Below are 20,289 nucleotides of genomic sequence, written 5' to 3' on the forward strand. Positions count from 1 at the left end.
TTTTTAGTCGCTGGAGGGGGGCGCGTCAACGAAAAAAGCCCGGCCGTCGGGCCGGGCTTGGGGAAACTGTCCTCAAAGGGGCTACACGAGGCCGTGGGCCACCATGGCGTCGGCAACCTTGGTGAAGCCGGCGATATTGGCGCCGAGAACGTAGTTGCCCGGTGCCCCGTACTCCTCTGCAATGTCGTGGCAGAGTTGATGGATGTTGACCATGATGTCTTCCAGTCTCTTCTCGGTGTAGTCGAACTTCCACGAGTCGCGCTGGGCATTCTGCTGCATTTCGAGGGCCGATGTGGCAACCCCGCCGGCATTGGCCGCCTTGCCGGGGCCGTAGACGATCTTGGCGTCCAGGAACACCTTGACCCCCTCGGGGGTAGTGGGCATGTTGGCCCCCTCGCCCACGGCGAGGCAGCCGTTTTTCACCAGGGTAGCCGCATCCTTGCCGTTGATCTCGTTCTGGGTGGCGGAGGGCATGGCCACCTGGCAGGGGATCTCCCAGATCTTGCCGTTGGGTACATACGTGGCGTGCTTGTGGAAGGAGGCGTAATCCTGGATGCGCCGGCGCTCCACCTCTTTCAGTTGTTTGATCAACCCCACATCCAGTCCCTTTTCGTCCACGATGACCCCGTTGGAGTCGGAGCAGGCGATGCACCTGCCGCCCAGTTGGTGAATCTTTTCTATGGTATAGATGGCCACGTTGCCGGAGCCGGAGACCAGGCAGGTCTTGCCGTCGAACGAGTCCTTGCGGGTCTTGAGCGCCTCGTTGATGAAAAAGGCGGCACCGTAGCCGGTCGCTTCGGTACGTACCAGGGAGCCGCCGAACTTGAGCCCCTTGCCGGTGAGAACGCCCGCCTCCCAGCGATTTGTGATCCGCTTGTACTGCCCGAACATGTAGCCGATCTCCCTGCCGCCCACGCCGATATCGCCGGCCGGCACATCGGTATGCTCGCCGATATGGCGGTAGAGTTCGGTCATGAAACTTTGGCAGAAGCGCATTACCTCGTCATCCGACTTGCCTTTCGGGTCGAAGTCGGAACCGCCCTTGCCGCCGCCGATGGGCATGCCGGTGAGTGAGTTTTTGAATATCTGCTCGAATCCAAGGAACTTGATGATCCCCAGGTAGACCGACGGGTGGAAGCGCAAGCCGCCTTTGTAGGGGCCCAGGGCGCTGTTGAATTCAACGCGGAAACCTCGGTTGATATGCACTTTTCCCTTGTCATCCTGCCAGGGAACGCGGAAAATGATCTGGCGCTCCGGTTCGCAGATGCGTTCGATGATCTTGCGTTCCAGGTACTCGGGATGTTTGCTGACGACCGGGCCCAGGGATTCCAGAACCTCCAGAACCGCCTGATGGAACTCCGCCTCCCCGGGATTGCGCTTCAAGACCTCTTGGTAAACGCCTTCAAGTTTTTCATCGAGCTTTGCCATGTCCCCTCCAGTGATTAAAAATGTGGCATATGGTAGTCGAAAACAGGATTTATTGCAAATTTATTAATCACGTGTTTAAATATTGTGCACCTATCGCTGGTGGCAATTGTTGGTGTGACTGGTTTCCGGGCTGTTGATTGTTCGCCCAAAGCTGGTAAGCTTTTCAATCTCTCGGTGCATTTTTTTTAGGCGTTTGGCGCGAAAATTTGCACAGCAACGGCTCGTCGGGTTTGCCGGGCCTCGCATTTGCGTAACCCCCTTTGGGTGAGTTGCCCCTGGCAACCCCTTAACGTAGCAGCAAAGTTGGTCTTTGTTGCCTTGTGTATACTTTTGATGTGGGTCAAATCGGCACGCTTCCTGCTCATGCTAAACTCCATTCCGTCTTTGGCGGGATTCGAGATTGGGCACCGGAGCCCGGCATTGACCAGAGTGCCGGGCTTATTCTTTTTTAAAATTCAGCCGCGAGGCACTGCAGGAGAACTTCATCCATGCTCGTAGTTGCCTGTATCAAACAGGTCCCCGACACCACCCAGGTGCAGATCGATCCGGTCACCAACACCCTGGTGCGCGAGGGCATACCCTTTATCGTCAACCCCTATGATACCCATGCCCTGGAAGAGGCGCTGCGCCTGAAGGACCGCTTTGGGTGCAAGGTCGCCGTCCTCTCCATGGGACCGCCCAATGCCGAGGCAACCCTCAGGAAGGCCCTGGCCCTGGGGGTCGATATGGCCATCCTGCTCTCCGACCGGGTCTTCGGCGGAGCCGATACCCTGGCCACCAGCAATGTGCTTTCGGCGGCAATCCGCAAGCTGAACAGCGAGGTGGACGAGGTCGGCTTGGTGTTGTGCGGCAAGCAGACCATCGACGGCGATACGGCCCAGGTCGGCCCCGGCATAGCCACCCGCCTCGCCTACCAGCAGCTCACCCTGGTTGACCGCATCGACAACCTGGACGTCGGGGGCAAACGCATCCGTGTCAGCCGCAAACTGGAAGGACGCCACGAGATCGTGGAGGCGCCCCTGCCCGCCATGCTGACCGTGGTGCGCGAACTGAACCGGCCGCGCTATCCCCGCGTTCCCATGCGCCTGGCCGCGGCCGATGCCCAGGTGGAGGTCTGGAACAATCAGGTCCTCAAGCTGGACGAGCAGTCCATTGGCCTCAAGGGGTCGCCTACCTGGGTCAGCAAGATCTTCTCGCCGGAGCGGGTCAAGGGCGAGATCCTGGGAGACGGCTACGCCGATCCCGAGGGTACGGCGGCGCTTTTGATCGACAAGCTGCTGGCGAAGGATATGCTGCCGCTGTGAAACGTGGATAGTGAACAAATGCTTGAATTTTCTTCACCATTCACGATTCACCATTCACTCGTTTATTGAAGTTTTTTTCACCATTCACATTTTATCCAAGGAATTCCCATGAGTGAATCGCAACCCAAAGTGAAAAAACCCCGGGGCAAGGCGCACCTCATCGCCGGCAAGTGTATCGCCTGCGGCGCCCGCTGTCAGAGCGTCTGCCCGGTCAATGCCATTGAGATGAACGATGCCGGCGAACCGATCATCATCCCGGAAAAATGCATCGGCTGCGTCAAATGCGTCAAGATCTGCCCGGCCAGTGCCTTGGAGATGTTCTTTACCCCCGAGGAGTTGAAGATACTGGAGCAACTGGCGGCAATCGCCGCTCCGGCCGAAGAAGAGGTGGACGAGGAGGCCGCGGCCCTGGCCAAAAAACTGGCCGCCTACCGGGGGGTCTGGGTCTTCGTCGAACAGACCGAGGGGGAGCCGGCCAAGGTCTCGTGGGAACTGCTCGGGGCGGGGGCCCGGCTGGCCGCATCCCTGGGGGCGGAATTGTGCGCCTTGGTGATCGGCGAAAAGGTGGAGCACCTCTGCACCGAGGCCTTCGCCTACGGGGCTTCCAAGGTCTACCTGCTGGATGCGCCGGTGTACCGCAACTACCGCACCGAGGCGTATCTCGAGGCCTGTTGCCACCTGATTGCCACGTACAAGCCTGAAATCATCCTGATGGGCGCCAGCGGCATGGGGCGCGACCTGGCCGGGGCCGTCGCGACCCGCGTGGGGACGGGATTGACCGCCGACTGCACCGGTCTGGATATCGACGACAAGCGTAACCTGATGCAGACCCGCCCGGCCTTCGGCGGCAACATCATGGCGACCATCATGTGCGACAAATTCCGGCCCCAAATGGCCACGGTCCGCCCCAATGTCATGCCGTTGCCGGAACGGAAGGAAGGCGCCACGGGCACCATCGTCCGGGTGGACTTCGTGGTCCCGGAGGAGAGCATCCTCACCAAGGTCATGGAGATCATCCGCGACGCCACGAGCAAGAGCCATGTGGACATCACCGGCGCCGACTTCATCGTCTCCGGCGGCCGCGGCATGATGGCGCCTGAAAACTTCGCCATCCTGCAGGAATTGGCCGAAGAGTTGGGCGGTGTGGTGGGCGCCTCCCGCAGCGCCGTGGATGCCGGTTGGATGCCGGGTGACCGCCAGGTCGGCCAGACCGGCAAGACCGTCCGCCCCAAGATCTACATCGCCTGCGGCATATCCGGCGCCATTCAGCACCTGGTCGGCATGCAGGACTCGGACATGGTCATCGCCATCAACCGCGACCGCCAGGCGCCGATCTTCGAGGTCGCCACCTACGGCATCGTCGGCGACCTGTTCCAGGTGGTGCCGGCTATAACGAAACGGATTCGGGAATTGAAACAACAGCAAAGTACCCACTAACATAGCTCCTGAATCCGTGACGCCTCCATGCCACAGTGTCCGGAAGGCCTCAGCCTTTGCCGTTAAGAAGATGCCGGCAACCCGTCGGAGGGCCGGCAGAGTGAGTGGCTTGCTACGACACGGGCGACGTGCGGGCTCCGGCTCTTCCGGTCACTGCGGCACTCCGGCATCACGGATTCAGGCAGTTTTCATTTGCAAAAGATCGAGGTTTAGACATGACACCCAATCCGACCATATTCACCCCCCTCCTGATCATCTCCCTCGGCATCTTTGCCTGGGGCTGCTGGCGCAGGCTCAGCCTGGTGGCCCTGGGCCAAGCGGAGAACCGGTTCGACAATATCGGCGCCCGCATCGGCGAAATGCTGAAGTACGCCTTCGGCCAAAAACGGGTCCTGGCCAAGCCATTCGGCCTCAATCATTTCGTCATCTTCTGGTCGTTCATCATCCTGCTGGTCTCCAACACCGAGTTCCTGCTGCACGGCGTCTTCCCGTCCATCAGCCTGGCGCATCTGCCCGACGGCATCTATTTCCCGCTTCTCTTGGTGATCGATATCGTGTCGCTTCTGGCCCTCGTGGCGGTGGTTATCGCCATGGTCAGGCGGATCATCGCGCCCCCCTATCCCGAGGCCCGCACCATCGAGGCGTTCTTCATCCTGGCGCTGATCGCCACCCTGATGATGGCCAACTTCGGCATCAACGGGGCCAGGATATCCCACATGCCGGTGATCTATCTCGCCGTTGCCCACACCTATATGCCGGTTTCGAGCTTTGTGGCCGGCCTGATTGCGCCCTCCGCCGGAGCCCTGGTGTTCGGCGTCAGCTGGTGGGCCCATGCCGCCGCCCTCCTGCTCTTCATGTGCTATCTGCCCCACAGCAAGCACATGCACATCCTGACCGCCATCCCCAACTGTTTCTTCCGGCGGCTGGAGAAGCCCAATACCCAACCCCGCGAAGAGTTCGTCAGCGGCAATACCTTTGGCGTCGCCCAGGCGGACCGCTTCACTTGGAAAGACCTGCTGGATTCCATGGCCTGCACCGAATGCGGCCGCTGCCAGAAGGTCTGTCCGGCCAATATCACCGGCAAGCCGCTCAACCCGCGGGCCGTTGTCCACGATATCAAGGTCAATCTGCTGGAGAACGGCGCCCTGCTCAAGCAGGGGGCAACGCCGGTCACCCCCCTGATCGGCGACGGGGGCGAGGGGAGCGTGGCCGAAGAGGTGATCTGGGGCTGTACCACCTGCGGAGCCTGCATGGAGGCCTGCCCGGTCTTCATCGAGCAGATGCCCAAGATCGTCAAGATGCGTCGCCACCTGGTGGAGAACGAGGCCCGCTTCCCCGAGGAGTTGCTCAATCTGTTCGAGAACATGGAGGGGCGCAGCAACCCCTGGGGTATCGCCCCGTCGGAGCGCACCAAGTGGTGCGCCCAGATGGAGGTCAAGCCTTTCGACAAGAATACCACCGAGTACCTGCTCTACGTAGGCTGCGCCGGTTCGTTCGACTCGCGCAGCAAGCACGTCAGCGTGGCCCTGGCCCAACTGCTGGACAAGGCCGGCGTCTCCTGGGGCATCCTGGGCAAGGACGAAAAATGCTGCGGCGACAGTCTGCGCCGCCTGGGCAACGAGTACGTCTTTGACCGCATGGCCAAAGAGAACGTGCGGATCTTCACCGAGCGGGGCGTCAAAAAGGTCATCACCCAGTGCCCCCACTGTTTCTCGACCCTGAAAAACGATTACAAGCAGTATGGGCTCGAACTGGAGGTAATCCACCACAGCGAGTTCCTGCGCAACCTGGTGCAGGACGGCCGGCTCAAGCTGGAGGGGACGTCCGCGGAGTTGGGGGCCACCGTGTTCCACGATTCCTGCTATCTGGGGCGGCACAACGACGTGTACGACGCGCCGCGCGAGGTGATCGAGCTGGCTACCGGGACGGCCCCGGCCGAGATGGAGCGCAACCGCAACAACGCTTTCTGCTGCGGGGCCGGCGGCGGCAGGATGTGGATGGAGGAGCATACCGGCGAGCGGATCAACCTCACTCGGGTCAGGGAAGCGCTGGAAGAGAAGCCGGACACCATCTGTGTCTCCTGTCCCTACTGCCTGACCATGTTCGAGGACGGGCTCAAGGACGTGAAGGCCGACAGCGTCAAGGTGCGCGACGTAGCAGAGGTCCTGGCCGAGGCGGCGCTCCGGTAAGCCTGCTGGATAAGGGACTGAAACAATTGTGCAAATTCGTGGCCCCGGCAGTAAATGCCGGGGCTTTTTTGTGGACAATGGCATATTAGATGCACATCAAGTCCGTATCCGATGGTTACCGGGAGGATGCTACATGAAAACAGTTTTGATATGCGACGATGAGCCACTCATCAGGATGAGCCTGAAGGCCATGCTCATGGAGCTTGGCTTCGAGGATGTGCTGGAGTGTGGGGACGGCAAAAGCGCCGTGGAGATGGCCATGGCGAGCTTTCCCGATATGGCGGTGCTGGATGTGGCCATGCCCATAATGGACGGTATAACCGCGGCAAAAGAGATCAAGAAAAAGCTCAAGATCCCCATCATGCTCCTGACCAACTGCTACGATGCCCAGACCGCGAAACGGGCAGCGGAGAGCGGAATTGCCGCTTTTTTAACCAAGCCGCTCCGGGAGCAGGATCTCATCCCGGCGATCGAGATTGCCTTGGCCCATACGGAGCAGGTGGAGGACCTCAAGGAAAAGATCGAAGACCTCAAGGAAACCATCGAGAATCGGAAGGTGATTGAAAAGGCCAAGGGGACGTTGATGGAAAAACAGCGCTTGAGCGAGGCCGACGCCTATCGCGCCATGCAGAAACTGGCCATGGACAAACGCAAAAGCCTGCGCCAGGTTGCGGACGGCATCCTAAAAGGTTGTTGAAAAACAGCCATCTCGCCGCCGTCCTCGAAGGCCCTTTTGTGCGGCGTAGCGCTGCTACGCCTCCGCAGGGCCTTCTGCGGGTGCGACGATCTGACTATTTTTGAACAACCTGGGTCCAGCTAAAGGTAAAACATGGTCTACATCATACTTCCCGCCGGGCTGGCGGCAATAAGCCGCCCGGCCAGCGTGGTGATCTCGGCAATCACATTCTTGTCCACCTTCCTCAGCCAGCGCTGGGGAATGCCTTCCATACCGTAGTAGGCCCCGGCCAGCATGCCGCAGATGGCGCCGGTCGTATCCGCGTCAGCCCCCTGGTTGACGGTGCCAACGACACACTCCTCAAAATTTTTCCCCTTGAAAAACCAATGAAAGACGGTCTGGAGCGTATCCACCACGTAGCCGGTGGCCAGCCCCCGGTAGGGCTCGAAATGAAAGGTGGGGAACCGGGCCACCAAGCCGTCGGCTTGACGGCGCAGACGAGTCCGGGATGCACCGCAGATCGCCAGGTGCAGAAGTTCTCCCAGGCAGATGCAGGCCGCGTCCGACAGGGGGTTGTTGTGGGTGATGTGGGCCTGTTCGAGCGCATATTTCTTCAACAGTTCACCGTCGGGGAGGGAGAAGAGCGCCACCGGCACGATCCGCATGGCAGCGCCGTTGCCGGCGTCCCACTCGTTCGGGGGCGATTCCAGGGTGCCGTTCAACATGTAGGCGCGGATACCCTTGCGGCAGGTGTCGCCGCAATCCACCGGCCGGGATTTGAGCCAGGCGGCAAAATTGCGGGCGATCTTCTCCACGGACCATCCCTGGTTTTCGACGATTGCCCGGGCGATGCAGAGGGCCATCTCGGTGTCGTCGGTTACCTGCCCCGGCTTCAGGCGGAGCCAGCCGCCGCCGATGATTTCCTTGAAGGTGCCGTATTTTGCGGCAATCTCCGACGCCGTCATGAACTCGACCGTCGCGCCGAGGGCGTCGCCGATGGCCATGCCGATAAAGGCTGCCGTGGCTCTGCTGCTGATTTCTGCGGGATTGTACAGGTTGAACATGGGGCAACCGTCCAGAGGGGAATTGGCAGAACTTCAACGCATCCTTGCTAAGGCCTGCAAAAGCGAAACCAGAATGCAAATAATATTAGTGCTCAAGAAATAGGCATTATCTCGGCTCGCTCCGTCGCCGCCAAAGGGTAGAACTTTGGGGGATCAGATGGCAATAGGCCGTTATACGAGCCTTTGCAGCATAATTTTAAATCGAAATGGCTCTCTGGCACGCTCTATGCCTTACCACTATGCGTAGGACGCATCAGAGGACAATGAAATCAACTCAGCGACAAGGCAACGGAGCCTGCGGAGAGAGCCGCAGGCTTTTTGTTTGAAAGGAGCATACCCATGGCGAGTGCATGTGACATGAAGAACAGGATTCAGGGGCACCCCTGCTTTGGCGGCAACCATCACAAAAACGGCCGCATGCATCTGGCGGTGGCCCCCCAGTGTAACATCAAGTGCGGTTATTGCACCCGGAAGCATGATTGCGCCAACGAGTCACGGCCCGGTGTGACCAGCCGCCTGCTGACCCCCCAGGAGGCGATCGTCAAGGTACGGGAGGTGATGGCCAGCCCGGTGGTGGGGCCGATCATCAAGGTGATCGGCATCGCCGGCCCCGGCGACCCGCTGGCCAACGAACAGACCTTTGAAACCTTTGAGCTGGTCAAAAAGGACTTCCCGCACCTCATGCTGTGCATGAGCACCAACGGCCTGCTGCTCCCCGAGTCCATCGACCGTCTGTACGAGATGGGGTTGCACAGCCTGACCGTCACCATCAACGCCGTCGATCCCGAGGTCGGAGCCCAGATCTATCGCCATGTCATCTATCACGGCCACCACTATACCGGTGTGGAGGGCGCCCAGATCCTGATCGCCAACCAGTTCGAAGGGCTGAAGCGGGCCGCCGAACTGGGGCTGACCATCAAGGTCAATACCGTGCTGGTGCCGGGGGTTAACGATGACCAGGTGCCGTTGATCGCGGAGCGGGTTAAGAAATTGGGCGCCTTTGTGATGAACATCATGCCGCTCATCCCCCAGGCGGAACTGGCACATATCGAAGCGCCCGACGAACAGCGGCTGGCGGAGGTGCGCAAGGCCAACGAGGCCATCATCGGGCAGTTCAGCCATTGCAAGCAGTGCCGCGCCGACGCCATCGGCCTGATCGGGCAGGACGTGACGGTCGGTGAATCCGCCTGTGCGGTACCGACGCAAGGATAGGGGCGAGGAGTAACCGGGCATGACCATCGAGCCGTTTCGAAAAGAGGATGTGCCTCGCTTTCTGAGGCTGGCCGCCGGTGAAAACTGGGTGGCGGAACCGTGGGAATTCGATTTCCTGCTGTCTGCGTTCCCTGACGGATGCCTCTCGGCACGAGACGAGACGGGCGCTGCCGTCGGTTTCGTGACCTCCCTGCGCCACGATTGCAGCGGCTGGATCGGCAATCTTATCGTCGATCGGGACTGTCGCGGCACCGGCATCGGCGAAGCGCTGTTCCTCGGGGCGTTTGACAGCCTGCGGGGCGCCGGCGCCGAGACCTTCTGGCTGACCGCCTCGAAAATGGGCAAGGCCCTGTACGAAAAGCATGGATTCAACAGCACCGACACCATTATCCGCTGGACCGGCAGGGCCGGCGCGCCAACGGATACGGCCCCTGCCGCGGCAGGGGCGTGGGACGCGGCCCTTGACCGGCTCGGGTGGGGGGATCGGCGCGACGGCCTGCTTGCTGCTACCTGCCGGCGCGGGACGGTTCTGGCGGCTGATTCCGCCTTTGCGGTTATTCAGCCCTGCGGCCAGGCGGTGCAGCTGGGACCGTTCAGCGCCGTTTCGCCGGATCGGGCCGCGCACCTGCTCGACGAGGCTCTGAACAGCCTACCGGCAGGCATCACCGTATATATCGACACCCCCGCCTGCAACTCGGGAGCGGTTGCGCTGCTCCAGGAACGGGGCTTCAGGGATCACGGCACCAATGTACTCATGTATGCCGGCGTCAAGCCGGATTATCGGCCGGAGTACATTTACGGTTTGGCCACCATGGGCAGTTGCGGATAGGCAGACAAGGAGACGGTTATGAGCGAGCCAACCATCATCATTGACGATACCACGTTGCGGGACGGGGAACAGACCGCAGGCGTGGTCTTCAGCAGGCGCGATAAGATCGCCATTGCCCGCATGCTCGACTCCATCGGCGTACAGGAGCTGGAATGCGGCATCCCGGCCATGGGTAAGGATGAGCAGAGCGATGTCAGGGCATTGGTGGACCTGGGGCTCAATGCCCGGCTGATCACCTGGAACCGGGCCACGGTGCCGGATATCCAGGCCAGCATCGACAGCGGCGTCACGGCGGTGGATATCTCCCTGTCGGTTTCGGATATCATGATCCGCAACAAAATCAGGAAAACCCGCGAGTGGGTCAAGGAGCAGCTCAAGGTGGCCCTGGGATTCGCCAAGGGGAAGGGACTATACGTCTCGGTCGGCGGGGAGGACGCCAGCCGGGCCGATCTCCCCTTCCTCATCGAACTGATGCAGATCACCTGGGCCATGGGGGGCGACCGCTTCCGTTTTTGCGACACCCTGGGCATCCTCGATCCCTTCGGCACGTTCGATATGGTGCGCGCCCTGCGTACGGCCGTGCCCGAACTCCCCCTCGAGGTGCATACCCATAACGACCTGGGGATGGCCACCGCCAACGCCATTGCCGGCATCCGCGCCGGTGCCATGTTCGTCAATACGACGGTCAACGGCCTGGGGGAACGGGCCGGCAACGCCGCACTGGAGGAGGTAATTATGGGGCTCAAGCATGCCAGCGGCATCGACACCGGCATTGATACCCACCGTTTTCGGGAACTGTCCCTGTTCGTGGCCAAGGCCTCCAATCGGCCACTGCCGGCCTGGAAGGCGGTGGTCGGCGAACGGGTCTTTGCCCACGAATCGGGGCTGCACGCCGACGGGGTCATCAAGGACCCCAGAAACTACGAAGGATTCGACCCGGCCGAAGTGGGCCTCGTGCGGCAGATCGTGGTGGGCAAGCATTCCGGCACCAGCGGCCTGATCGAACGGTACAAGGATATGGGTATTGCCATCAGCCGTTCCGAGGCCATGCACCTGATGGACAAGGTAAGAAAGATTGCCCAGCAGACGCGGCGGCCGCTCAACAACAACCAGTTGATCAAGCTGTATGGCCTCAAGAAAGCCGCTTGACCCTGTTTTTCTACGGGCAGGAACGCATCACACGAAAGGCACCAACCATGGTGCCTTTTTTGTGGGCATACCCGTTAGGTGGAGGGCGAACCGGGAGTATGCATGGATGCATAATATATGAGCAGTTTGAAAGCGCTCCTGCGGCACTGTGGAAGAGTTTTTGGCTGAATTGCTTTGAATTCAGCTTGTTACAAATTGGCATGCAGGATGCATCAACCAATTTCAAAACATGAGGCACGCTTGGTAAGAGCAATAATCGAATTCGGCAAAGGCGCCGCCATTCAGAGGAATGGGGCGCCTTTTTTGTTGCCCCGAACATATCTCGAAGGCTCACGGATTGGTGAGCGAAAGGAGCAGTATCATGAGACAGATCGCAATCTACGGTAAGGGCGGCATCGGCAAATCGACGACAACACAAAACACGGTAGCCGGCTTGGCATCCATCGGCAAAAAGGTCATGATCGTCGGTTGCGACCCCAAGGCCGACTCCACCCGTTTGATCCTGCATGCCAAGGCCCAGAATACGGTTATGGATCTGGTTCGCGAGTTGGGCACGGTCGAAGACCTGGAGCTTGACGACGTCATGAAGGTCGGTTACGGCAATGTGAAATGTGTCGAGTCCGGCGGCCCCGAGCCGGGTGTCGGTTGCGCCGGCCGCGGCGTCATCACCGCCATCAACTTCCTGGAAGAGAACGGCGCCTATACCCCTGATCTGGATTTCGTCTTCTACGACGTTCTCGGCGACGTTGTCTGCGGCGGGTTCGCCATGCCGATCCGTGAGAACAAGGCCGAAGAGATCTACATCGTCACCTCCGGGGAGATGATGGCCATGTACGCCGCCAACAACATCGCCAAAGGTATCCTTAAATACGCCTCCTCCGGCAAGGTTCGCCTCGGGGGACTTATCTGCAACTCGCGCAACACCGACCGGGAGGACGAACTGATCGAGGCCCTGGCAAAACGCCTCGGTACCCAGATGATCTACTTCGTGCCCCGCGACAACCAGGTGCAGCGCGCCGAGCTGCGCCGCATGACGGTCATCGAGTACTCGCCCGAACACAAACAGGCCCAGGAGTACCGCACCCTGGCCCAGAAGATCGCCGACAACAAGATGCTGGTGGTTCCGACCCCGCTGGAGATGGAAGAACTTGAAGAGCTTCTGATGGAGTTCGGCATCATGGAAGTCGAGGATGAAACGATCGTCGGCGTGGCAGAGGCAGCGGCCTAGTTTCGGAAGGCATACAGCAGAGGCTGGATTCGCCTCTCATAATCAGAGGAGACCTATTATGTCAGACAAGATACGAAAAGTTGAAGGTATCACCAAGGAGTCGACGGAAGCCTTGATCGCCGAAACCCTGGCGGTATACCCCGAAAAGGCCAAAAAGAAGCGCGCCCCGCATCTGGGCGCCAATGACCCGGCATCCGGTTCTGCCTGCGTCAAGTCCAACAAGAAGACCGTCCCCGGCGTCATGAGCGCCCGCGGCTGCGCCTATGCCGGCGCCAAAGGGGTGGTCTGGGGACCGATCCGCGATATGGTCCACGTATCCCATGGTCCGGTCGGCTGCGGCTGGTATTCCTGGGGCACCCGCCGCAATATGATGAGCGGCATCACCGGCGTTACCAGCTTCCCGATGCAGTTCACCTCCGATTTTCAGGAAAAAGACATCGTGTACGGCGGCGACAAGAAACTCAAGACCCTGTTGGAAGAGGCCCATGAGTTGTTCCCGCTGGCCAAGGGGATCTCGGTCCTTTCCGAATGCCCGGTCGGCCTGATCGGCGACGACATCAACTCGGTAGCCAAACAGTCGGCCAAGGATCTGGACATCCCCATCATCCCCTGTAACTGCGAGGGGTTCCGCGGTGTCTCCCAGTCGTTGGGGCACCATATCTCCAACGATACGATTCGCGATTTCATCATTGGAACCCGCGAGTACGCCGAACCGGAAAGCCCCTATGACATCGCCCTGATCGGGGAATACAACATCGGCGGCGATGCCTGGTCAACGAAGCCGCTTCTCGAAGAGTGCGGTTTCAACGTCAAGGCCGTCTGGACCGGCGACGGCGAACTGGAGAAGATCGCCGCCACGCACAAGGTCAAGCTCAACGTCATCCACTGCTACCGCTCCATGAACTACATGTGCAAGGTTATGGAAGAGAAATACGGTATTCCTTGGGTCGAGCTCAACTTCTTCGGTCCGACCAAGATTCGTAACAGCCTCAGGCAGCTTGCCGAGTTGTTCGACGACACCATCAAAGCCAAGGTGGAGGCGGTGATCGCCAAATATGACCCGATCATGCAGGCCGTCGTCGACGAGTACAAGCCGCGTCTGGATGGGAAGAAGGTCATGCTGCTGGTTGGGGGACTTCGTCCGCGCCACACCATCGGCGCATACGAGGACTTGGGCATGGACTGCGTTGGCTCCGGCTACGAATTTGCCCACACGGACGACTATGACCGTACCGCGCCGGAGATGCCGGACGCCACCGTGGTCTACGACGACCCATCCGAGTACGAGTTCGAGAAGTTTGCCGCCGCCCTCAAGCCCGACCTGGTCGGTTCCGGCATCAAGGAGAAATACGTCTTCCAGAAGATGGGTGTCCCCTTCCGCCAGATGCATAGTTGGGACTATTCCGGTCCGTACCACGGCTACAAGGGATTCGAGGTATTTGCCCGCGATGTTGACATGGCGATTAACAGCCCGACATGGAAGCTGGTGAAGGCGCCTTTCTGATCATGTCGGTTGCCCCTACGGGAAAAAATAACCGTACCGTGGACAGATTGGTCCCGGACGGCTTAAGGAGAGATAAATCATGTCAAACGCACTAGGACTTGAAGTCAAAACGATCGTCGAGACGCCGCCAGAAGAGGTGGAGCGGGTCAAAGAGTGGATCAATACGGATGAGTATAAAGAGAAGAACTTTGCCCGTCAGGCTCTGGTGATCAACCCGGCTCACGCCTGTCAGCCGCTGGGCGCCCAGCTGGCAGCCCACGGCTTTGAAGGGACGCTCCCCTTTGTTCACGGCTCCCAGGGGTGCGCATCCTACTACCGCTCAACCCTCAACCGTCACTTCCGTGAGCCGGCTCCGGCCGTATCGGACGCCATGACCGAGGACGGCGCGGTGTTCGGCGGCCAGAACAACCTGCACGAGGGGCTGGAAAACGCCTATGCCATCTACAAGCCGAAGATGATTGCGGTCTTCACCTCCTGCATGCCCGAGGTCATCGGCGACGACCTGACCGCCTTCATCAAAAACGCCAAGCAGAAGGGATTTGTGCCCAAGGAGATGCCGGTTCCCTACGCCAATACCCCCAGCTTCAGCGGTACCCATATCAACGGCTACGACTCCATGCTGCTCTCGATCCTGCAGAACCTGACCGAGGGGAAGCAGATTGAAGGACGCTGCACCGGCAAGCTCAACCTGATCCCCGGCTGCGACTTCAACACCGGCGACTACCGGGAGTACAAACGCATCCTGGAGGCCTTCGGCATCCCCTATACCGTCCTGGCCGACATCTCCGACAGCTTCGATTCGCCTTGCGACGGCAATTACCATCTCTACGCCGGGGGCACCAAGCTGGATGACGCCGCCGACTCCATCAACTGCAAGGCCACCATTGCCATCGGCTCCTACTCCACTGCCAAGACCTTCGGCTGGGTCAAGGACAACTTCTCCGGGAAGCATGCCTCCCTGCCGATGCCCATGGGGATCGAGAAGACCGACGCCTTTGTCATGAAGGTGGCCGAGTTGTTCGGCAAGGATGTGCCGGCCTCCCTGAAAAACGAGCGTGGCCGCGCCGTGGACGCCATCACCGACTCCCATCAGTACATCCACGGCAAGAAATTCGCCGTGTACGGAGACCCGGACTATCTGATGGGCTACGTATCCTTCCTGCTGGAAGTGGGTGCCCGTCCGTACCACATCCTGTGCAGCAGGGGTAACAAGAAGGTTGAGAAGGATCTGCAGGCCCTGTTGGATAGCTCCCCGTTCGGCCAGGGGTGCAAGATCTACATGAACAAGGACCTGTGGCACCTGCGGAGCCTTTTGATGACCGATCCGGTGGATGGCATCATCGGCGATTCCCACGGCAAGTTCGCCGCCCGCGATGCAAAGGTTCCGCTGTTCCGTTTCGGTTTCCCGATCTTCGACCGGGTCAACAAGCATCGCTACCCGTTGATCGGCTACCAGGGCGCCATCAACATGATGACCGAGATCTGCAACAAGTTCATCGATATCAAGGATGAAACGTGCGAGGATCGTCAGTTCGAATTGATGCGGTAGGGTGGATGAAACCCATGCAGTACAGATAACAGAGGGAGGCGGCCATGGTGCCGCCTCTTTTCATTTGCGAACGGGAGAGCCGGGCAGGATGGTGGTTAACTGAGACCTGCTCAAAATGTAACCATACTAAGGGGAGGTGTCCATGGCGCGGGTAATTTTCTACGAAAAACCGGGGTGCATAAACAACACGAAGCAGAAGGAGTTGCTGCGGGCTGCGGGGCATGAACTGGCAGAGCGCAGCATCCTTACCCATCCCTGGACCGCAGAGGAGCTTGTGGCGTTCTTCGGCGCCCTGCCGGTGCGGGAGTGGTTCAACCGGGCCGCACCGCGGGTGAAAAGCGGCGAGGTGGTCCCGGAGCAGATGGAGCCGGACAGCGCCATCGCCGCCATGCTGGAGGAGCCGCTCCTCATCAAGCGCCCCCTGATGCAGTCGGGCGAACGGCGCATGGTCGGTTTTGATCAGGATGCCGTCCATGCATGGATCGGTCTCTGGCGGGAGGAGGCGCCCCGGGACAGGGTGGATCTGCAGCACTGTCCAAGGACCGGGACAGGAGAGAACTGCACCGAACCCTCCATATGACGGTTTTGTTGCCGGTCCCCCGTTTGATCGGAAACAAGGCGGATCGTTGCAAAAAGCCGCACCTGCGCTCTTTCTCGCTGGTGCGGCTTTTTACATCTCGGTTGGAAGCCTTGGAAGGCGCTTGTGTTACGATCCGGCGAGGTCGAAACGGTCAAGGTTCATCACTTTGTTCCACGCCGCTACAAAGTCGTGCAGAAACTTCTCCTGGGAATCCTCACATCCGTAGACTTCCGCCAGGGCCCTGAGTTGGGAGTTGGAACCGAAGACGAGGTCGACCCGGGTGCCGGTCCACTTGCGTTCGCCGCTCGTGCGGTCACGCCCCTCGAACACGCCGTCGGCTTCCGGGGCTGCCTGCCACGCGGTGCGCATGTCGAGCAGGTTCACGAAGAAGTCGTTGGTGAGTGCCCCGGGCCGCTCGGTGAAGACGCCGTGCCGGGACTGGCCGACGTTGGCGTCCAGGACACGCATGCCGCCAAGGAGAACCGTCATCTCGGGGGCGGTCAGCGTCAGCAACTGCGCCCGGTCAACGAGCAGCTCCTCCGCCGATACGGTGTATGCGGTTTTGAGGTAGTTGCGGAATCCGTCGGCAATCGGCTCGAGTACGGCGAACGCCGCCACGTCTGTTTGCTCCTGAGCCGCATCCGTGCGTCCCGGCGTGAAGGGGACGGTCACCTCGTGGCCGGCATTCCTCGCAGCCTGCTCGATGCCGGCGCATCCGCCCAGAACGATCACGTCGGCGAGCGAAACCCTTTTCCCGCCCGACTGCGCTCCGTTGAACTCCTGTTGGATCCCCTCGAGGGTCTGCAGCACCGTCTCCAACTGGGCCGGCTGGTTGACTTCCCAATCCTTCTGCGGCGCGAGGCGGATACGCGCGCCGTTCGCCCCGCCCCGCCTGTCGGAGCCGCGGAACGTGGCAGCCGACGCCCAGGCCGTGGAGACCAGTTGGGAGACGGACAGGCCCGAAGCAAGGATCTTGCCCTTGAGGGAGGCGATGTCCCGTTCGTCGATCAATGGGTGAGTGACCGGGGGGACCGGGTCTTGCCACAGGAGGTCTTCCTTGGGCACTTCCGCGCCCAGATAGCGCGAGCGCGGTCCCATGTCGCGGTGGGTCAGCTTGAACCACGCCCTGGCGAAGGCGTCCGCGAATTCCTCGGGGTTCTGCTGGTAGTGCCGCGCGATCGGCTCGTAGATCGGGTCGTTGCGGAGGGAGAGGTCCGCCGTGGTCATCATCGGCCGGCGCTTCTTCGACGGGTCGTGGGCGTCAACCACCATGTCCTCTTCGGCCACGTCCCTGGCCAGCCACTGATTCGCGCCGGCCGGGCTCTTCACCAGTTCCCACTCGTATTTGAACAGCGTGTTCAGGTAGCCCATGTCCCAGGTGGTCGGGTTCGGTTTCCAGGCGCCCTCGATGCCGCTGCCGATCGTGTCGCCGCCCTTGCCGCTGCCGAAGCTGCTCCTCCAGCCGAGGCCCTGCTCTTCGATGGGGGCGGCTTCTGGTTCGGGGCCCACATGGGACGCCGGTCCGGCGCCGTGGCACTTGCCGAAGGTGTGCCCGCCGGCGATGAGCGCGACGGTTTCCTCGTCGTTCATGGCCATGCGGGCGAAGGTCTCTCGAATGTCACGCCCGGAGGCGACCGGGTCCGGGTTGCCGTCCGGGCCTTCCGGGTTTACGTAGATCAGTCCCATCTGTACGGCGGCGAGGGGGTTTTCCAGATTTCGCTCGCCGGAGTAGCGGCTGTTGGGCTTGTCGCTGGTGGCCAGCCATTCCTTTTCACCTCCCCAGTAGATATCCTCTTCCGGTTCCCAGACGTCTTCGCGCCCGCCGCCGAAGCCAAAGGTCTTGAACCCCATGGACTCCAGAGCGCAGTTGCCGGCGAGGATTATCAGGTCGGCCCAGGAGATCTTCCTGCCGTATTTCTGTTTGATCGGCCACAGCAGGCGGCGCGCTTTGTCGAGATTGACGTTGTCCGGCCAACTGTTGAGGGGCGCAAAGCGTTGGCCGCCGGACCCCGCGCCTCCGCGGCCGTCGCCGGTGCGGTAGGTGCCCGCGCTGTGCCACGCCATGCGGATGAAGAACGGCCCATAATGCCCCCAGTCAGCCGGCCACCACTCCTGGGAGTCGGTCATGAGCGCAAAGAGGTCCTTCTTCACTGCCGCCAGGTCGAGTTGTTTGAATTCTTCGGCGTAGTTGAACCCCTCGCCCATGGGGTTGCCCTGGGGAGAATGCTGATGAAGGATCTTCAGGTTCAACTGGTTCGGCCACCAGTCCCGGATGGACGGCCCGCTGCGGGCAGTGGGCCTGTCAACTCTGCCCGTTACCGGACACTTGCTCTCCTTATTCATAATTGTTCTCCTTTCATGGTGGATTGTCTGGATGCCCTATGAGCCGTTTGGCCTTCCTGGAGCCCGCTTATGTACCAGGCTCCGCCTTAAACATTATTGCCGATGCATGTTTTTAAGTATATTTACTAGATAATAAAAATTACTATATATATGATAAAAAAATACCGACCTCTGGCGGCAGCTAGCCATCCAGACAGTTTTTGCAGATCCCATAGACCACCACACTCCGGTTGTCGATCCTGCCCCATTCTTTTACCGCTTCCGGGAGTGTTGCCTCGTCCATGGACGGCCATTGGAAGTCCATGATCGTGTTGCATCTGCTGCAGATCAGGTGGTGGTGGGGTGCGAGCGTCACCTCGAAGCGCCCCTGGCTCTCCACGGTTTCCACCTTGGTAATCATACCATGCCGTGTGAAGGTTGCCAGTGTCCGGTACACCGTATCCAGCGACAGGGTGGGGATTTTTTTACGCAACCTCTGGTGGAGCGCTTCCACAGAGGGGTGGTCGGGTGACCGGGCCAGTTCGCTGAAAATCTCCAGTCGTTGATGGGTGAGCTTAAGGCCGGCTTCCCGGCAGGCATCCCCAAACCGCCGTAATTGCTCCTGCAAAGCGTCCATGGTCTGTCCTCTGATCCATGTTGAAGTTACTATTACTATGTAAGAATAATAACTATTTGACACGGGCGTGTCAAGCAACGCGCGGGCGGCATGTGCCTGCCGCTGCCGATAAACCGCCATCACCCTCGCAGGGAGGCGGCACCATCGGCGCAATTTTAAGCGGCGCCCTGGTAAAGTGTGGCAGGGGTGGTTATAGTTACTCCATGGAGCACACGGGCGAAATACGCGAGCCATACGAGGAAGAATGGTCGGAGGTCACTCCCTGGCCGGCCGGGTCGTCGGCGATCATGCCTCCTTCCACGGGGCGGGTCCAGCTCTGGGCGCTGGTCCTGGATGCCCGCTCCGTGCCGTGCCGTCTCGAACGCAGCGGGGGCGGCTTATGCCTGTCGGTGCCGGCCAGCCAGCTGGAGAGAGCCCGGGAAGAGCTGCGGCTCTTCGAGGAGAAAAACCGCGACTGGCCCCCGGCGGCTCCCCCAGCCCATCCCCTGGCCGAGAATACCCTGGCGACCCTCTCCATTCTGGTACTCCTGGCAACCTTCCACAACCTGACTCAGTTTGAAGGCATGCTGCTCACCTTTTCCCAACCGGACTGGGTTGCGCTCGGCACCGCCCAGGCCGCCGAGATCAGGGGCGGTCAGTGGTGGCGGCTCGTGACCGCCCTGACGCTGCACGCCGACAGCCTGCACCTGATGAGCAACCTGGCCATCGGCGGCATTTTTGTCCTCTTCCTCTGTCGCGAACTCGGCTCCGGTCTGGCCTGGAGCCTGCTCCTGGGGGCCGGCATCCTCGGTAACCTTGCCAATGCCTACGTTCAGGCACCCGGTCATAGTTCGGTGGGGGCCTCCACCGCGGTATTCGGCGCTGTGGGCATTCTGGCGGCGCTCAGCCTGGTGCGGTACCGGCAGCAGTTGCAACGGCGCTGGCCGCTCCCCGTGGCGTCGGCCCTGGCCCTGTTGGCCCTGCTCGGCACAGAGGGGAAAAATACCGATCTGGGGGCGCACCTGTTCGGTTTTCTGTTCGGGACCTGTCTCGGCCTGCTGACGGAGTATCTGCTGGGAAGGTACGGCCGCCCCGGCCGCCTGATGAACGTCCTGCTGGCGCTGCTCAGCGCTGTCGTGGTCATTGCCGCCTGGTGGGCGGCGCTGGTGTTCGGGGAGTAGTGCGGAGAACTGTTCACCGCT

The 20,289-nt window shown here is 60.6% G+C and carries 16 protein-coding genes; 12 read left to right on the plus strand and 4 right to left on the minus strand.

Going from position 1 to position 20,289, the window contains the following annotated elements:
- Positions 1 to 81: 81 nt before the first annotated feature.
- Positions 82 to 1,428, minus strand: coding sequence for an NADP-specific glutamate dehydrogenase (gene gdhA, locus F6V25_RS01375; RefSeq protein WP_149307483.1), 1,347 nt, complete (start codon positions 1,426 to 1,428; stop codon positions 82 to 84).
- Between the two features lie 488 nt (positions 1,429 to 1,916).
- Here gdhA and F6V25_RS01380 point away from each other — a divergent pair, with 488 nt between their 5' ends.
- The 4 genes from F6V25_RS01380 to F6V25_RS01395 all read left to right on the plus strand — a co-directional run bounded on the left by F6V25_RS01380 (position 1,917) and on the right by F6V25_RS01395 (position 7,055).
- The gene (locus F6V25_RS01380) at positions 1,917 to 2,732 is read left to right on the plus strand and encodes an electron transfer flavoprotein subunit beta/FixA family protein (RefSeq protein WP_149307482.1); all 816 of its coding nucleotides are present in this window, start codon (positions 1,917 to 1,919) and stop codon (positions 2,730 to 2,732) included.
- 108 nt (positions 2,733 to 2,840) lie between these two features.
- Positions 2,841 to 4,169: an electron transfer flavoprotein subunit alpha gene (locus F6V25_RS01385; RefSeq protein ID WP_151126538.1), complete on the plus strand. Its 1,329-nt coding sequence runs from the start codon at positions 2,841 to 2,843 to the stop codon at positions 4,167 to 4,169.
- 215 nt (positions 4,170 to 4,384) lie between these two features.
- Positions 4,385 to 6,358 carry a heterodisulfide reductase-related iron-sulfur binding cluster gene (locus F6V25_RS01390; RefSeq protein ID WP_151126541.1) on the plus strand — a complete coding sequence of 658 codons (1,974 nt, stop codon included), beginning with the start codon at positions 4,385 to 4,387 and terminating at the stop codon, positions 6,356 to 6,358.
- A gap of 133 nt (positions 6,359 to 6,491) precedes the next feature.
- Complete coding sequence (locus F6V25_RS01395) at positions 6,492 to 7,055, plus strand: ANTAR domain-containing response regulator (protein WP_151126544.1); 564 nt, start codon at positions 6,492 to 6,494, stop codon at positions 7,053 to 7,055.
- A 137-nt stretch (positions 7,056 to 7,192) separates the two neighbouring features.
- Here F6V25_RS01395 and draG read toward each other — a convergent pair whose 3' ends face one another.
- Positions 7,193 to 8,098 carry an ADP-ribosyl-[dinitrogen reductase] hydrolase gene (draG, locus tag F6V25_RS01400; RefSeq protein ID WP_151126545.1) on the minus strand — a complete coding sequence of 302 codons (906 nt, stop codon included), beginning with the start codon at positions 8,096 to 8,098 and terminating at the stop codon, positions 7,193 to 7,195.
- A gap of 339 nt (positions 8,099 to 8,437) precedes the next feature.
- On the opposite strand from draG, the gene F6V25_RS01405 reads away from it, so the two are divergent.
- The 7 genes from F6V25_RS01405 (at position 8,438) to F6V25_RS01435 (ending at position 16,149) form a co-directional block, all read left to right on the plus strand.
- Positions 8,438 to 9,310, plus strand: a complete 873-nt coding sequence (locus F6V25_RS01405; RefSeq protein ID WP_151126548.1) for a radical SAM protein — start codon at positions 8,438 to 8,440, stop codon at positions 9,308 to 9,310.
- 19 nt (positions 9,311 to 9,329) lie between these two features.
- Positions 9,330 to 10,139: a GNAT family N-acetyltransferase gene (locus F6V25_RS01410; RefSeq protein ID WP_151126551.1), complete on the plus strand. Its 810-nt coding sequence runs from the start codon at positions 9,330 to 9,332 to the stop codon at positions 10,137 to 10,139.
- A gap of 18 nt (positions 10,140 to 10,157) precedes the next feature.
- Positions 10,158 to 11,288 carry a homocitrate synthase gene (gene nifV, locus F6V25_RS01415; RefSeq protein ID WP_151126553.1) on the plus strand — a complete coding sequence of 377 codons (1,131 nt, stop codon included), beginning with the start codon at positions 10,158 to 10,160 and terminating at the stop codon, positions 11,286 to 11,288.
- 361 nt (positions 11,289 to 11,649) lie between these two features.
- On the plus strand, positions 11,650 to 12,516 hold the full coding sequence (gene nifH / locus F6V25_RS01420; RefSeq protein ID WP_151126555.1) for a nitrogenase iron protein: 867 nt from the start codon (positions 11,650 to 11,652) through the stop codon (positions 12,514 to 12,516).
- Positions 12,517 to 12,574: 58 nt separating this feature from the next.
- Entirely contained in the window at positions 12,575 to 14,020 is a 1,446-nt protein-coding gene (gene nifD, locus F6V25_RS01425) for a nitrogenase molybdenum-iron protein alpha chain (protein ID WP_151126557.1), read from the plus strand.
- 79 nt (positions 14,021 to 14,099) lie between these two features.
- Positions 14,100 to 15,569 (plus strand): nitrogenase molybdenum-iron protein subunit beta, encoded by a 1,470-nt coding sequence (nifK, locus tag F6V25_RS01430; protein ID WP_151126559.1) that lies wholly within the window; start codon positions 14,100 to 14,102, stop codon positions 15,567 to 15,569.
- Positions 15,570 to 15,711: 142 nt separating this feature from the next.
- Positions 15,712 to 16,149: an ArsC/Spx/MgsR family protein gene (locus F6V25_RS01435; protein ID WP_151126561.1), complete on the plus strand. Its 438-nt coding sequence runs from the start codon at positions 15,712 to 15,714 to the stop codon at positions 16,147 to 16,149.
- A 126-nt stretch (positions 16,150 to 16,275) separates the two neighbouring features.
- On the opposite strand, the gene katG is transcribed toward F6V25_RS01435, so the two are convergent.
- Together katG and F6V25_RS01445 are read right to left on the minus strand one after the other, a co-directional pair.
- Positions 16,276 to 18,492, minus strand: a complete 2,217-nt coding sequence (katG, locus tag F6V25_RS01440) for a catalase/peroxidase HPI (protein ID WP_151126564.1) — start codon at positions 18,490 to 18,492, stop codon at positions 16,276 to 16,278.
- Positions 18,493 to 18,673: 181 nt separating this feature from the next.
- Positions 18,674 to 19,108 (minus strand): Fur family transcriptional regulator, encoded by a 435-nt coding sequence (locus F6V25_RS01445; protein ID WP_151126566.1) that lies wholly within the window; start codon positions 19,106 to 19,108, stop codon positions 18,674 to 18,676.
- Between the two features lie 203 nt (positions 19,109 to 19,311).
- On the opposite strand from F6V25_RS01445, the gene F6V25_RS01450 reads away from it, so the two are divergent.
- Entirely contained in the window at positions 19,312 to 20,268 is a 957-nt protein-coding gene (locus tag F6V25_RS01450; protein WP_151126568.1) for a rhomboid family intramembrane serine protease, read from the plus strand.
- The last annotated feature ends 21 nt before the right edge of the window (positions 20,269 to 20,289 follow it).

It is taken from the genome of Oryzomonas japonica, assembly GCF_008802365.1.
GTDB classification, from domain to species: Bacteria; Desulfobacterota; Desulfuromonadia; order Geobacterales; family Pseudopelobacteraceae; genus Oryzomonas; species Oryzomonas japonica.

Bases quoted from the DNA above. Each gene is read 5' to 3' on its own strand.
- F6V25_RS01410 (WP_151126551.1), top strand. From the start codon at position 9,330: ATGACCATCGAGCCGTTTCGAAAAGAGGATGTGCCTCGCTTTCTGAGG.
- nifH (WP_151126555.1), top strand. From the start codon at position 11,650: ATGAGACAGATCGCAATCTACGGTAAGGGCGGCATCGGCAAATCGACG.
- gdhA (WP_149307483.1), bottom strand. From the start codon at position 1,428: ATGGCAAAGCTCGATGAAAAACTTGAAGGCGTTTACCAAGAGGTCTTG.
- F6V25_RS01395 (WP_151126544.1), top strand. From the start codon at position 6,492: ATGAAAACAGTTTTGATATGCGACGATGAGCCACTCATCAGGATGAGC.
- F6V25_RS01390 (WP_151126541.1), top strand. From the start codon at position 4,385: ATGACACCCAATCCGACCATATTCACCCCCCTCCTGATCATCTCCCTC.
- nifD (WP_151126557.1), top strand. From the start codon at position 12,575: ATGTCAGACAAGATACGAAAAGTTGAAGGTATCACCAAGGAGTCGACG.
- F6V25_RS01380 (WP_149307482.1), top strand. From the start codon at position 1,917: ATGCTCGTAGTTGCCTGTATCAAACAGGTCCCCGACACCACCCAGGTG.
- F6V25_RS01405 (WP_151126548.1), top strand. From the start codon at position 8,438: ATGGCGAGTGCATGTGACATGAAGAACAGGATTCAGGGGCACCCCTGC.
- F6V25_RS01435 (WP_151126561.1), top strand. From the start codon at position 15,712: ATGGCGCGGGTAATTTTCTACGAAAAACCGGGGTGCATAAACAACACG.
- nifV (WP_151126553.1), top strand. From the start codon at position 10,158: ATGAGCGAGCCAACCATCATCATTGACGATACCACGTTGCGGGACGGG.
- nifK (WP_151126559.1), top strand. From the start codon at position 14,100: ATGTCAAACGCACTAGGACTTGAAGTCAAAACGATCGTCGAGACGCCG.
- F6V25_RS01385 (WP_151126538.1), top strand. From the start codon at position 2,841: ATGAGTGAATCGCAACCCAAAGTGAAAAAACCCCGGGGCAAGGCGCAC.
- F6V25_RS01445 (WP_151126566.1), bottom strand. From the start codon at position 19,108: ATGGACGCTTTGCAGGAGCAATTACGGCGGTTTGGGGATGCCTGCCGG.
- draG (WP_151126545.1), bottom strand. From the start codon at position 8,098: ATGTTCAACCTGTACAATCCCGCAGAAATCAGCAGCAGAGCCACGGCA.
- F6V25_RS01450 (WP_151126568.1), top strand. From the start codon at position 19,312: ATGGAGCACACGGGCGAAATACGCGAGCCATACGAGGAAGAATGGTCG.
- katG (WP_151126564.1), bottom strand. From the start codon at position 18,492: ATGAATAAGGAGAGCAAGTGTCCGGTAACGGGCAGAGTTGACAGGCCC.